Origin of the sequence: Xylophilus sp. GW821-FHT01B05 (genome assembly GCA_038961845.1) — a bacterium.
Lineage (GTDB): Bacteria > Pseudomonadota > Gammaproteobacteria > Burkholderiales > Burkholderiaceae_C > Xylophilus.
Genome location: CP152408.1, coordinates 3896581 through 3909763, shown reverse-complemented (window position 1 = coordinate 3909763; position 13183 = coordinate 3896581). Strand labels below are relative to the sequence as shown.

Below are 13183 nucleotides of genomic sequence, written 5' to 3'. Positions count from 1 at the left end.
TGGCATGGAGATCAGGCGACGACCAGTTGCCGGGCCAGCGCCACTTCGACGGAATCACCGTCCTGGTTAAGCACATCCAGCCCGGATTCGGGTACATCGCCCGAGGTGGACTGCGAGACCATGATCTTCTTGGCCATCAGCTCCAGGCAGGTCATCTGCGAGGTGGCCGCGTAGCCGAGGTAGATCACGCGCACGGACAGCTTTTGCCCGATGCGCCAGGAGCGGCGTGCCGCCTGCTGGAGCGAGTACACGTTGTAGCCCGACTGCATGAACACGATCGTCGGAAACTCCAACAGGTCCAGTCCCGTCTTCACAAGCTCGGGGTTGGTGATGAGCACGTCGATGCCACGGTCCAACTGCTCGGCGATCCAGTCCTCGCGGCGGCTGGCGTCCACGCTCGCGCGTAGCACCGCGACCTTGAAGCCTTCCTGCTCCAGCAACACCTTCAGACGTGACGTGGTGTCGCGCGTGCCGGTATAGACCGCGTAGGCGAGGACCTTGCGGCCCTGCGCCTTCTCCTCTTTGCAGATGTCGATCAGCTCGCGCTCTTTCGGCGTCACCTCGAACTCGTTGAACTGAGCCGGGACGAATGCCAAGGTGTTGCGCGTGCGCGGATGCACCACGGTTTCCGACCGGAAGCAGCAGTCCGGCCATGCCAGCAGCACGTTGAGCACCACACCCAGCAGCGTCGTATCGCGTCGCGCCAGAGCCTGTTTCAGCTCCGCGGTCAGCCGACCCGCCAGATCGCGGTAGGCCGCGGCTTGCGCCGTTTCCATTGCGACTTCACGGAACTCCTCGTCATACGGCGGCAGGACGTTGCCGCCGATGTCTTTGAGCTTGAGGAAGATCGTGAACGGCAGGATGCAGCGCAGCACGCCCTTGGGGCCGAAGCCCGGGGCCTTGACCGTGCGCACCGATACCTTGGTGCCCTTGGCCGTCTTGTGCGCCGTGCCGGTACTCTCGGAATAGATGTCCTTCAGGACGCCGTGATCGCGCATGAACGCCATCTCGGCCGAGATCATGCTGCCGCTCGTGGTCGGGCGGTAGCCGTCTTCGATCATTCGCCCAGGCAGGGCTCGAAACAGTAGATGAAAGAGATCATCACCGTATCCCCCCATGAGGGTTCCGGTCAGCAGCAAGGTCTTGCGAGCCTTTGCCGCCAGCACGCCCATCGCCTGACCCTGGGCACTGCCACCGTTCTTGTACTCGTGCGCCTCGTCGGCGATGAGCAAGTAGAACGTGCCCTGTGGAAGATAGCGCTTCACAAACTCTGAGGGTTGGTATCCCCCTTCGCCGAAGCCAAACTCCATGTTCGCCATCGCACGTTCCATGCGCGTGGCCTGACGGTCGGAAAACACCAGTTCGCCGTTGCCGTCCATGAGGTTGATGAACTCATGGATGTTGTCGCCCAGCATCGACGCCAGGAACCCGTCGCCGAACTTCTGCATCAGCTTCTGCGCGGTGACTTCTCCGATCGTCGGGATGCGCTTCAAGGCTTTCAGCACGGACGAGGACTGGTCGCTGCCGGACAGGCTGCGCGGGCGGATCAGCGTCCATAGGGGCGCGGCGCAGTGGCTGCACTTCCTGCGGTACTCCTCGGCTTCGAGCGCGACCGGGTTGACCGGCTCGCCGTCGAGGTCGGTGATGACCGTGCCGCAATCGGGGCAGGCCGCCACGTTGCCGTGACGGGTACGCCGCTGGGTGAAGACGGGCTTCCAGTGGAAGCCCATCCGCATCCGCACGCGGCCCAGGACAAAGAACTCCTGGCCCGTGGGCTGGACGTTCAACTGCTCGCGCAGCTTGATGAGCTTGACGAGCGTGTCCGGTCCGTTGAGCACCCACACCTTGGCGCCCGCCACGGTCTCCTGGATCTCGCGCCGCCACTTGTAAACGAGGTGCGGTGGCGAAAGAACCAGGGTGCGGCGGTAACCTTCGGCGTTGAGCACGGCGGCCGTGGCAATACCCACGGTCGTCTTGCCGCAGCCCATCTCGCCATTGACGATCGCGGCGCGTTCGCCACGGTCGATCAGCAACTCGGCGGCGGCGTGGACGACTTCGGCCTGGGCCGGGAACAGCTTGCGCTTGAGGCTGGCGACGACGAGTTGTCGGTGCGCCTGCGGCTGGCCGCTATAGACCGGCGGGTTGGCGCTGTTGAGGGCGTCGAGCAGTTCGTCGCCGAACTCGCCGACGAAATCCTGAAGGCTCAGGGTCAGAGGGGAAGATTCCGCATCGAGCAGTTCGCCCTGTACGGGCGCGGCTTCAGCGGCAGTGGTTTCGAGATCGAGGGACATGGTGATGCTCCAATGAGAAATGGGGCATGCACCACCCCCAGCGGGGCAATGGCATGCCCTGCAGTGGGAAGGAAATCGGCGCTTGGCCGAGGTGGTCGAAGTTGCCGGCCGTGGCGGCCTGCTGGTGAATCGTGCTCAGCCTTCGGACGGCAGTACGATGACGGTGGCGCTGCGCTGCGCATCGGTGACGATGCGGATGGCCAGCCCCGGATGGATCACGTAGCGGGATTCCAGCGATGCACCCGATTGCAGTGCAGTGCTGTTGGCCTGCCATTGCTGGATGTTGACGTCGCCCCAGTCGCCACGGGTGTGGCGCCTGAAGTACGGGATCGGGTCGAGACGATCCGTGCGGACCAGGCGGTCGATGCCTCTGCTGAAGATGAGTGCACCGATGGGGAACGCCAGCCTGTGGCAGTAGGTTTCAATGCGATGTGATGCCATGGGTTCCTCCTTGATGAGTCATTGAGCCACGACACCCCTGGCGGAGTGAAGTGGCTCCGGCAGGTGGATGAAGACGACGATGGTGCTGTCAGATCATGTCCCGTTCTTCGGGAAGCTGGATCACCGTGGTCCGGTGGTCTTCGCTGGTCTTGACGATCAACACCAGTTCGGGCGTGATCCTGAAGTGGGAGATCACCGGATCGTCCCCGCGGATTGCGACATCGTTGGCTTGTCGGGTGGCCTCGTCGGTCTCGCCCCAGTCACCGCGCACATGGCGCTGGACATAGGCCAAGGGATCGACCAGGCCTTTGCGGGCCAGCCAATGCACCTTCTCGCTCAACTGCAACGTACCTGGTGCGAACAACGGGTGCTTCTGCGGCGCGGGCCGCTTGAACAGGCTTGAGAACATGGGTGTTTCTCCTTCGATGTGGTACAGCAGGACGGCAGCGCGCCCGGTGGATTAACGGATGGTCAGGACCTCGCCCCGTGTAGCGGAGCCGGGCGTCATGTCCCACGCGCGTATGACAGGCACGAACTTGTCGGTGAGGATGCGGGTCTCGGCGATGGAGCCGTCTTCGCGTTCGGTGAATTCCCGCTGGAGCGTCTTGTCCTTGTGGGTGTCACCTTTGACGACGAGCACGCGCCCGGTCTTGGAGCGCACAACCCCTGAGATCGCACCCGCGGCCAGAGCCAGGGCGAGATGCCAGTGGGACAAGGCACGCGCGGGCGGACGCAGCGACTGCTGCGCGGCTCCCAGGTGCGTGTCCTGCGACGGCCAGAGGCCTTGGAGCCGACCAACCTCATCGGCGAACTGCTCCGGCTCCATCGTCACGCGGAAGAAATGCTCCGGCTCGGCCGGACTGGCGGGGACGATGTAGGGCAGGAACGGCCATTCGCTCGGCAGCTCCTCGGCTTCGACTTCGCCAAGCCCGACCTGCAGCAGCAGATTGCGCACGGCTTTGACGCCATCGGGTCCCAGCTCGCGCTGGCGCACCCGGCGGCCGAAGATCACCACCTGTCGGAACTGCTTGTCGACCGCTCGGTAGATGCGCAGATCGGCATAGTGGCGCGTCAGCCAGCCGACCAGCTCCGCGTCGAGCACGTAGCTGGGGACGATGAAGACCAGGATGCCGCCGTACTGCAACAGCGACAGGGTGCGCTGGTAAAAGAGCTTTTCGAGGCGAGCGCGGCCCTGGCCCTGGTAGCCGATGTTGCCGTTGACGTCCTTGGACAGGTCGCCATACGGTGGGTTGAGCCAGAGCAGCCCGAACGACTGCTTGGAGATCATCGTGTCCATCAGGTCCGCGTGCAGGCAGTGATCGACCAGACCGCGGGCATGGCGTGCCCGCTCTGCGTCGAACTCGACGGCGAACGCCTTGGCCTGCTCGCGCCCGAGGGCATGGGCGGCTTCGGCGATCGCCACGCCTTCACCGGCGCAGGGATCGAGGATGCACATCGGCCCATCGCTGGGCATCAGTGCGTTGAGGGCTCTTTCGAGCGTGGGTTCGTCGGTCGGGTAATACCCGTTCTTGGCGAAATTGCGGGCGAGCCGCGGGAACATGAGGGCCATGGAAGTCTCCTGGTTGGCGGGGATGAAGGGCGAAAGCACGCCTTGGCGTGCTCTCGCGGGTGGGTCAAGCCGCTACCGCTTCCGGCGTCCAAATCTTGGCCGAATAGGGATAGGCGGTGAGCACGTCACTGCGGATCAGGGAGCCCAGCGCCAGGGTCAGCGCCGGCACGTCGATGGCGAGCCGATGGCCTTCCAGTGGCCCGAGGGCGAACGGAAGGCGGGCCAGCATCTCGCGGGTTTGCAGCAGTTCCAGCACGGTCTCGCGCCAGTGGTCGAGCAGCGGCAGTGGGCAGGTGTCCCGTACCAGCATCCACAGGCGGTCAAGCCGGTGGGCGCTGCCCTTGGGCAGCAATGCCAGTGCGCTGGCGTTGGCCTTGTCGGGCCTGACGCAGCGGCGGTCGAACAGCCACACGTTGGACAGCGAACCGAACAGCGTTCGCCGGTAGGCGCGCGTCATGCGCTTTTCCAGGCGATCGACGTTGCCGATGAAGACCGGGACGCTGCCGCCCTGGTCGGTGATGACGTGGAACTGGTCCAGTCCCTGCTCGTCGCGCCCGAGGGTCAGGCGAGCGAGGAACTGCTGGACGGCGGTGTCCCGCGCCCAGATCGACAGGAAGATCAGGTTGCCCTGGTCATCGCCGACGCAAGCGTCGGCCATCACGTCCATGCATTCGTCGATGCGGTACAGCGTGGTGGAAGAAGTGTTTGCGGGCATGGTGGTGTCCTCGGATGAACGGTAACAGCACCGCCCGCTGGGGCAAGTACTGCCCCAGGGGGTGAAAGAAAAGCGCTCAGTCCGGCTCGAACTGCCGGGTGTGCGGGTTGAAGTGAAGTGCCTCGTCCACTGCGGCAATCGGCGTGAAGCCGTCCAGGTAGATGTTGTTGAAGTACTGGTCGCGGTAGGTCAGTGCCTGCCGCGCCTGTTCCTCGGTGAGGCCGTTGCTGATGAAGTACTCCTGCATTTCCTCGTCGGAAGACACTTCGTCGTTGGACAAACTCCCTTCAACGAGCTTCAACAGCGCGGGCGGGAGCGCAGCCAGGATCGGGTCCATGTCGGTTCCTCCTGGCTCAGGCCGATAGTGCCGCGGCGGGTGCCGCAGATGCCGTGGGGGTACGCCGCCGTGCGTGGTAGGCGCGAACGCCTGCACGCCAGTCGGCGGACTGCTCCGGTGCGAGGTCCAGATAGGACAGCGGGCATGAGTAGTAGTACGGCTGCATGGATTCGTCCAGTGGCTTGTAGCCCCACTGGTTGCCGCTGCGTTCGAGCAGATCGCAGCGGATGTAGCGCAGCGATTGGCCCGGTGCCAGATCACGATGCACGCCTTCGGCCTTGGCCGTCACTTCCGCGACGGACCAGAGGACGTTGCCGCGCAGCGCGTGTGCGATGACCTTCACGCTGGCGCGCTCGGTCTCTTGCGGTGCGATCAGTTCTGCGATCAGTTCAGACCGCGATTGGGGGGAGAAATGCCAGCCCATGAGAGGCCTCCTGAAGAATGGAGCCGGAGGCCTCCCGTGGGGGAGAACCCCCAGCGGGTGATGGAATGCCGCGTGTGCGGCGAAGGAACCTATGCTTTGCCCTTAGTCCCAGTCGTCATCGTCGCGATCACAACCCGCCGGGCAATATCCGAACTCGATCCCGTGCGAGCAATAGCCATGCTCCGCATTCCAGTCCTGGGTTTCCTGCCGTTCGGCAGGTGTTGCGTAGTCCCATTCCTGGGTGGCGATTTCCAGCGCTTGAGTGCGCTGGTCATGCGGCAACCGACTGGCTTGCGCGTCGATCTCCGAACTGAAAAGCGTGACCCAGTGATCCCAGGACAGACCGCAACCACGCTGGGCGTGCTCGGCGGCCGTCTTGCAGACAGCGCGCCACGCGGTTTCGTCCAGCGCGGAACGGGGTGTATCGCAAGCGATGGTGGACATGATGGAGACCTCCAGAAGAAAGCCGAGGCCTCCCCCGCATGGGGAAGGAACCCCGGCGGGTGGATGAAGAACACCGCGGATGCGGCGTCTGCGATCACGCAGGTTGCAGTTCGGCCTGGCGGCTCCACTCCTGCGTCTTGAAGTCCAGCGCGTAGCCCATTTCGCCCAGACGGGCGATCTGCGCGCGCAGGGTGCGGCGGTCGATGGTGGAATCCAACTTCACGGACTCGCCCAGCGGCCACAGCAGGCCGAACAGATCGGCGTCGCCATCCTCGGTGCTGCCAGGGGCAGTCGCCGCAGTGGGCGTCGGCGCATCCATGCCGAAAGGCGTGGTATCGACCAGTGGGTCCGCGGACGCCTGCACGGGTGCGAGCTTGGCGGGTCTGGATGCCTTGGGGGGCTTGGCCGACGTTGCCGCAGGCTGCGCCCCTTGCTCTTCATCAAGCGGATCGACTTCCTGGGTGCCGAAGCTGCGTGCCTCGTCACGGCTCAGTTTGTCGATCCCGAGAAGCGTCATGCCATCCAGGTTGGCGCGCATCTCGGAACGCATGCTGCCGTCGCTGATCGGATAGCTTTTGAGGAAGATGTAGCGGAGGACGAATTCCCCTTGGTACTTGCCCTCGGGGTACTGCTCTAATTCAGCGTCCTTGATCGTGAACTTGCCGAGTTGGCAGTCGAGCTTGCCGACGTTGAACTTTCCGTTGCGGCCATGAATGGTGCGCAGCGTGAGTTGGCCTGGAACGATGATGGGCGGTCCCGATTGCTCGGGCGCCGATGTGGCTGCCATGATGGTTCTCCTTGAAGAAGAGGAAAAAGGCAAGGCCCCGTGAGGGGCCGTGCCGGATCAGAACGAAGCAGCCAATGCCGGTTCCTGCTCCTCGACTTCACCTGCGGGCTCGCGCTCGGCGGGCTCGACAGGCTGGTCGGCAACGGTGTCGGCAGCAACCTCGGCTTCGGGCGCGGATGCTTCCTCGGCCTGCGGCGCCTCGGCTTGCGCCTGGCTCGTCGGATAGACCTGGGTGCCGTCGATCTTGATGAGACCGATGTGGACCAGCGTCGATTCCAGGTTCGCTCCCGGTTCCCCGGCGCGCTCGCCCTTGGTGCGGATGTACGGATCGACCTTCATGTCGTTCAGACGGAAGGCGATCAGCACCTTGCAGTCCCCTTCGATGGCCTGCACGCATCGGCGAACCAGATGCTCGGCTTCAGGGGGGGCGACGATGGTGTCGAAGTACCGATATTCCGGCTCATCGACAGGTCCGCACAGCGCGGCAATGGTGCACGACAGGAAGGGATCGCCATCTTTGGGGGTGACGTCCTTCACACGGCTGAGGTAGCCGATGCCGCGGGTGATCAGTTCGTACTGCTTGATCGAAGCCAGTTCGTCCCGGTCCATCAGTTCGGACTTGAGCAGACGTGCCTTGAGGGACGCGCCGGCCTGACCCTTCTTTTCACCTTTGTCGCGGATGTAGGGATCAGCCCGCAGATCGCCGGTGCGAAAGCGCACCAGCGGGCGCTGCTTGGGATCGTCAACGCCGATGTAGCGCTCGACCAGTTTCTTGGCCTCGGCACCCGAGACCTTGACGTCGAAATAGCGGGAGCTAGGGTCCTTTGCGGGACCGACCAGCGCGGCGATGGTGCACGCCAGGAAGGGTTGCGCACGGCGGCCGCCCCGGATCGGTACTTCACGGACACGCTGGATGTAGCCGATGCCCGAGGTGTGGAGGTCGAAATACGATTTCTCGTTGGATGTGGTGCTCATGGTGAATCTCCATAGGGATGAAGCGGAGACACACCGGCCCCACGATGCGGGGAAAGGTGCGTAACCCCGCGGTGGGTTGATAAGGCGAAAGCATCCGCCACCAGAGACTGGTGGCCGCTCGCGGACGGATGCGGTGCGAGCTGGCTCGGTCACGTAGTAGGAACTACGCCGCAACCTCGAAGACCGATGGTTGCCTGGCATGTCGCTGACAACGTCAGCAGGCATGGGGTCAGCATGGCCGGGCCTCGTGCGCGCGACAGCAATCAATCGGCATCCGGGCCTTTCCCTTTGTCCGCGCCTGGTGCCTGCCACAGGCACTTGGGGCCGCGCAGGTGCTCGGGGGTGTCGGCGCGGGGACGGCTGGGGCGGTCCCAGGCACCGCCGCCGCGCGCGCCGACCAGCCGCCAGCCAGCGGCGCGCAGGCTGGCGCCGCCTTCCTCGGGCAAGGTGTACGTGATCAGCCGCGTGTAGCCCAGGGCCTTGGCCGCCTTCCATGCGGCGCCATAGAGCTTGCTGCAGGTGTTCGGTGCGCCGTTGGTGCAGAGCCGGGTGACTTCGAGCGTCCGATGGCCACGCCGCAGATGCTATCGGTGGCGGACAGCGCGACCGCCAGGGCGAACTTCGCTCCCTGAACCGGACGGTGGTGGCGGTGGTGTTCCTGCACGAAGGCATTGGCGCAGCGCAGGGACACCGGCAGCAGGTGCAGCGATGGCGAGGTCGATGGCCTGTCCATGGCCGTCAATCACCGCAGAAGCAGGCGATCGACTCCTCGGCGGCGTCGAACAGGTCGCCTTGGTCGGCGGCGAAGCGCGCCAGGTCGGCGTAGCTGGGGCCATCGGCGCGGAACCGGGCGCCGCTGGGCTTGCTCGCAAGATTCAGCGATTCCATGCGAATCCACCACACGGCGGTCTCTGGTCGGGCCTTGATGAGGGCCAAGCGCTGCCCGCGTGGTTTCAGGAAACACAGGTCGCAGTTGCCTTCGAGCGTGCGCCCGTTCACCGTCAGCAGGTCGAGGTCGAACGCTTGCGCCTGCCAGAACGCGCCCACGTCGCGCACGGTGACGCCGGCATCCGCCAGCGGCATGCACATGGTCTCGTGGGTCGATTCGGTGGAATGGCCGCGCGCGCGAATCTTGGCGACGCGGCGCTGCTCGTCGGCGCGGATGCCGATCATCTGGTCCCAGTCTGTCCACCCCAGATGCCGCAGGTAGCGGTGCATCGGGCGGATCTTCAGGCTGGTCGTGCAGCCGCGCGCGACGGGATTGGGCAGGTACTGGCGCTTGCGTATCAGCGCCTCGAACGGTTCGCCCTGACGGCTGGCCCGGTCGAAATCGACCAGCATGAAGCCCGGCTCCATGGGCAGGTATTCCAGCCAGCGTATCGGCACCTGCCAGTGCTGGGCGCAGTCGCGCACAAACCGCAGGGTCGCTTCCACCTCCTTGCCGGTGTTGGCGAAGCAGACCACGGTGTCGGCAGGCAGGCCGCCATTGGCCTGCAACACGCGCCAGAGCATGTAGGCGCTGGTACGCCCGCCCGAGAAGCTGATGCAGGTCGGTTGGGTGATCTTGAACGGGTCGTGCATGCGGTCGTCTCCGTGGGTAGGTCGGCGGGCGGGCCGACGCGGCGGGCCATGGCGGCCGGAGACGAGCACGCACGCGGCGAAGGCCGCAGTGCGGAAAAAAGAAAGCCCCCAAGAAGGGGGCAGTGAGGGGATGGTGGTAGTCGTTGCGCTACACCGATGGCACCACCTCCAGCGACAGGTGCGTCGGGGTGGCGGACAGCATCAGATCGTCCGTGCCGTGCAGGATGCGTGCAAAGACGCCTTCCTTCGGGTCGAAGAACTCGCCGAAGTCGTCGCCACCCAGCTCGGCGCGCGCCAGTTCCCACCAGTCGTCAAACGGGTCGGTATCCGGGTTGCAGCCGACGGCATAGGCCAGCAGCTTCACGCGGCCATCGGGACGGCGCTCTCCGTGCTCGGCGAGGAAGTACACGCCCTGATCCTTGGCGAGGACGACGCGGCATTGGTTGGCAACGGCCTCGGCCAGCACGGGGCGCAGGTCGGAGCCTTTGAATCGCAGTGACATGCTTGATCTCCTGAAGAAAAAGGCCCTCCACCCGAATGGATGGAAGGCCTATTGGGCAAGTCGCCGATAGGCTGCGATCAGCCGTAGCGCCGCTTGGTTGCCTTGGCGTCGATCACGCTCACGTCGATCAGGCGCCAGCGCCCGTCGTCGATGAGCCGCTCCAGCACTTCACCGAGCATGTCGAAATACACCTCGTCGTGCCGATCGACCATCTCGCCGTCGCGGCGCAGCTCCACCACGTAGGTGTCGCCGCCGCGGTCGTAGAGGATCGTCACCTGGCCCTCGAACTTCGCGGTCGAAACCGTGAAGCTGATCGCCGGGGGTGTCTCGATGATTTTGGACGGCTTCGGATCGACCCAGGTGAAGTCGCGGGCGCCCGCATCGACCAGCATGTGGGTGATGCGCCGGAACCCGTCGGGAGCCGGCATTTCCTCCAACTGCTGGATGAGCTGCCCCAGTTCCATGCACTGCGGCTCGGGGATGGGCAGCTTGGCAGGCGCGGAGCCGAGGATGTGCCTGGTGATGGTGTAGGGAACACCGTCCGCGGTCTTCTCGGTGATCACTTCCGGGGTGTCCGCGCGCAGGCCGTCGAAGCGGCGGCGGGCATACGGTTGGACATGCACCTTGGCGCCTTCGCTGGGAACGGTGGTCACCAGGTTGGGATCGAGCACCGCGAATTCGCTGGGCTTGAGCTTGACGATGATGGCCTCGTCGTTGGCCGCGACCACCTTGCCGTCGAAGGGCTTGGGGTCGATAGCGAAGCCCAGGGTCGAGGACTGCGGCTGATCATCGAACACGCGGTACTTGAACGACCGCACGTTGCGGGGCACATGGCCTGCGACAAGCGAAGGCATCATGGATTTGATGAGGGAACGATCCATGGGAATCTCCTTGAAGAAGAACAAGGGATTCCTCGCCCGCAAGGGAGAGGTCCCTTGTGGGTGGATGGACGCGGTGCGTCCGTAGGAAGAAACGACCAGCAAGGCTTCCAGTGCTTGCAGCCTCGAAGGTCTCGGCTGCCTGGGCATGTGCCGGCAACGCCGACGAACATGGGGCAAGGATGGCCCTGGGCGGGGCTACCCGCCCGCATGAAACGGCACTTCGCCGCACCCGGTTTCCTGCGCTGGGCGCAAGAAAAAGCCCCTCGAAAGGGGCTGGATAGGTCAGGCTGCGTACACGAAGTAGTGCTCGCGCTGACGCGGGAAGAAGACATGCTTCCAGGTGTCGCCGCTGGTGTTGCCGCCGTCGAACACGACCATTTCGTAGTCTTCAATGTCGGTGTCCACCAGGTCGGCGCTGGCGATGTGGCGCATGTGCAGCGTGCCGCGCGTGCGCTCGAATACCAGGATCTGGCCGATGGCGTCGTCCTGGCTCATGGCGTTGACGCAGGCTCCGAGCTGGTGCTCGAAGTCCGGTGTGCGCGAAATGAGGTCGGGGAACATGAGGTTGCTCCTATGAAAATGGACCAGCCCGGCTCCTGGGGAGACGGGCTGGCATGGGGGGACAAAGAGGAAGGACGGCGTGTCGCGCGGCTGCTAGGACTCGGCCAGTGGCAGGCCCAGCAGCGCGGGTGCGTCGGCATCGAGGATCAGAATGCGCACATCGGCCTGGCCGGCCAGTTCAAGGATGTTCGCCAGGTCGTCCGGCATGCCCTTGCTGCGGTGCTCCTGCCGAAGCTGCTCGGCGGTGATGCCCTCGGCGTGCTCCAGGTTCTGGTCCGTCCAGGGCGTGGAGATCAGCTTGACGCCGATCGCCGGGCTGTACGGCACCCGGAAGGCGATGAACAGCATGGCCTCCGGCGTGGCGAGGTCCGCCAGGTTGGCGAGGTAGTGCCAGGTATCGACCGTGATGTGCTCACGGCTGATCTCCCAGCACCGGCTGTAATAGCCGGTCTCGAAACTCAGGCGCTGCACGACTTCCCGCGCAGCCTCGGCCGAATAGGCGTCACCGACGTGGACTGGGCGGCCGTCGAGGTCGTCACCATGGATGGCATAGACCACGGCCCCGATCACGCCTTCGCCGCTGCCACCTTCACCGGCATCGCATTCGGCCAGTACCCCGGCGCTCACGGGCTCAGGGCCGTTCGTGACCACCGCGAAATCGCTGGTGACAATGCAGGACGATGAAACCAGTTCCTCGTCGGAGAGGTGCTCTTGGCTCGGGTGGATGTTTCGCCAGACATGCGGACTTCCATCGTCGTAGCTGATGCACAGCGTGCGGACGATTTTCAGATTCCAGTAGCCGCGGAGAAAGGAATTAGGTTTCTGGGACATGGGAACACTCCAGATTGAATAGTGGAGCCAATTCCCGCCACCGGGAATTGGACCCGGTGGGTTGAAAGTAGAAAATGCGTCAGACAACGCTGACCACGACGGTGTCAGCACTGCGCTGGACGGCGGGAAATAAATGAGAGACATGGCCTTGTGGGCGCATGTCCCTCATCGGGAGTGAACGAAGACACGGTGGTGTGCCGGGGACCGGCTCACCAACCGTTGTAGTTCACGAGCAGGTCGGCGATGACCTTGCGGCGTTGCAGATCGAGACCGTCGAAGTCGGACAGTCCGTAGAAATGGCAGCGCTTGAGCATGGCACCGCCCTCGCGCGCGTTGTAGAAGCTGACCATGGCGGACAGGAACATGCGTTCCCCGCTGCTCAGGACGCCGAGGGCATCGTTGAGCAGCAGCATGTTGGGACGCAGATCCCACTTGCTCTTGGCCTGGTTCAGACCTTCACGGGTGCCATCGCCGAACCATTCGGGGCCAGCGATCTCGACGCCGCGCTTCCATGCCTCGAAAAAGGCTTGGGGCGCGGCAGCGAAATGCTGCTCTTCCCGCATGATCTGATCGACGACTTCCCGGGGCAGTAGCTGGTTCATGACGTGATTCCTCCAGTTGGATCAGGGAATGGCGAGCTGGGACCAGCCGCCTCTTTCGAGGGCACGTTGAGCCGCGGCATAGCTGCGGAAGTACTCGCGGGATTCCCGCGAAACGGGGCCTTCGGTATCGCGCGTGCCGATGTAGTGACCGGCGGCGCTTTGCAGGACTTCGAGCGGCAGGAACTTGCCGCAGTAGGTCGAGGCCAATTGGCCAAAAGAGGCTTGCTGGGACATGGACGGG

At 64.4% G+C, this 13183-nt stretch carries 17 protein-coding genes and 1 pseudogene; all 18 read right to left on the bottom strand.

Annotation, left to right across the window (positions count from 1 at the left end):
• Positions 1 to 11 precede the first annotated feature (11 nt).
• Positions 12 to 2291 (bottom strand): helicase-related protein, encoded by a 2280-nt coding sequence (locus AAFF27_18175; protein ID XAH21934.1) that lies wholly within the window; start codon positions 2289 to 2291, stop codon positions 12 to 14.
• A 135-nt stretch (positions 2292 to 2426) separates the two neighbouring features.
• Positions 2427 to 2732: a hypothetical protein gene (locus AAFF27_18170; protein ID XAH21933.1), complete on the bottom strand. Its 306-nt coding sequence runs from the start codon at positions 2730 to 2732 to the stop codon at positions 2427 to 2429.
• Between the two features lie 88 nt (positions 2733 to 2820).
• Positions 2821 to 3141, bottom strand: a complete 321-nt coding sequence (locus AAFF27_18165; GenBank protein XAH21932.1) for a methyltransferase — start codon at positions 3139 to 3141, stop codon at positions 2821 to 2823.
• A 51-nt stretch (positions 3142 to 3192) separates the two neighbouring features.
• A complete protein-coding gene (locus AAFF27_18160; GenBank protein ID XAH26262.1) occupies positions 3193 to 4326 on the bottom strand; it encodes a DUF6094 domain-containing protein in 1134 nt (377 codons plus the stop codon).
• 40 nt (positions 4327 to 4366) lie between these two features.
• Positions 4367 to 5017 (bottom strand): hypothetical protein, encoded by a 651-nt coding sequence (locus AAFF27_18155; GenBank protein ID XAH21931.1) that lies wholly within the window; start codon positions 5015 to 5017, stop codon positions 4367 to 4369.
• Positions 5018 to 5093: 76 nt separating this feature from the next.
• Entirely contained in the window at positions 5094 to 5354 is a 261-nt protein-coding gene (locus AAFF27_18150; protein ID XAH21930.1) for a hypothetical protein, read from the bottom strand.
• 16 nt (positions 5355 to 5370) lie between these two features.
• Positions 5371 to 5778, bottom strand: coding sequence for a hypothetical protein (locus tag AAFF27_18145; GenBank protein ID XAH21929.1), 408 nt, complete (start codon positions 5776 to 5778; stop codon positions 5371 to 5373).
• A 102-nt stretch (positions 5779 to 5880) separates the two neighbouring features.
• Positions 5881 to 6222 (bottom strand): hypothetical protein, encoded by a 342-nt coding sequence (locus AAFF27_18140; GenBank protein ID XAH21928.1) that lies wholly within the window; start codon positions 6220 to 6222, stop codon positions 5881 to 5883.
• A 94-nt stretch (positions 6223 to 6316) separates the two neighbouring features.
• Positions 6317 to 7009, bottom strand: a complete 693-nt coding sequence (locus tag AAFF27_18135) for a DUF3275 family protein (protein ID XAH21927.1) — start codon at positions 7007 to 7009, stop codon at positions 6317 to 6319.
• Positions 7010 to 7066: 57 nt separating this feature from the next.
• Positions 7067 to 7984: a DUF3577 domain-containing protein gene (locus tag AAFF27_18130; protein ID XAH21926.1), complete on the bottom strand. Its 918-nt coding sequence runs from the start codon at positions 7982 to 7984 to the stop codon at positions 7067 to 7069.
• A gap of 263 nt (positions 7985 to 8247) precedes the next feature.
• Positions 8248 to 8717: pseudogene (locus tag AAFF27_18125) on the bottom strand (XF1762 family protein).
• Positions 8718 to 8722: 5 nt separating this feature from the next.
• Positions 8723 to 9565 carry a phosphoadenosine phosphosulfate reductase family protein gene (locus tag AAFF27_18120; GenBank protein XAH21925.1) on the bottom strand — a complete coding sequence of 281 codons (843 nt, stop codon included), beginning with the start codon at positions 9563 to 9565 and terminating at the stop codon, positions 8723 to 8725.
• A 148-nt stretch (positions 9566 to 9713) separates the two neighbouring features.
• Positions 9714 to 10067: a DUF3085 domain-containing protein gene (locus AAFF27_18115; protein ID XAH21924.1), complete on the bottom strand. Its 354-nt coding sequence runs from the start codon at positions 10065 to 10067 to the stop codon at positions 9714 to 9716.
• Between the two features lie 77 nt (positions 10068 to 10144).
• Positions 10145 to 10948 carry a GTPase gene (locus AAFF27_18110; protein XAH21923.1) on the bottom strand — a complete coding sequence of 268 codons (804 nt, stop codon included), beginning with the start codon at positions 10946 to 10948 and terminating at the stop codon, positions 10145 to 10147.
• A gap of 282 nt (positions 10949 to 11230) precedes the next feature.
• Positions 11231 to 11509: a uridylate kinase gene (locus AAFF27_18105; GenBank protein XAH21922.1), complete on the bottom strand. Its 279-nt coding sequence runs from the start codon at positions 11507 to 11509 to the stop codon at positions 11231 to 11233.
• Between the two features lie 93 nt (positions 11510 to 11602).
• On the bottom strand, positions 11603 to 12340 hold the full coding sequence (locus AAFF27_18100; GenBank protein ID XAH21921.1) for an ABC transporter substrate-binding protein: 738 nt from the start codon (positions 12338 to 12340) through the stop codon (positions 11603 to 11605).
• 209 nt (positions 12341 to 12549) lie between these two features.
• A complete protein-coding gene (locus AAFF27_18095) occupies positions 12550 to 12942 on the bottom strand; it encodes a hypothetical protein (GenBank protein ID XAH21920.1) in 393 nt (130 codons plus the stop codon).
• 21 nt (positions 12943 to 12963) lie between these two features.
• Positions 12964 to 13176 (bottom strand): hypothetical protein, encoded by a 213-nt coding sequence (locus tag AAFF27_18090; protein XAH21919.1) that lies wholly within the window; start codon positions 13174 to 13176, stop codon positions 12964 to 12966.
• Positions 13177 to 13183 lie beyond the last annotated feature (7 nt).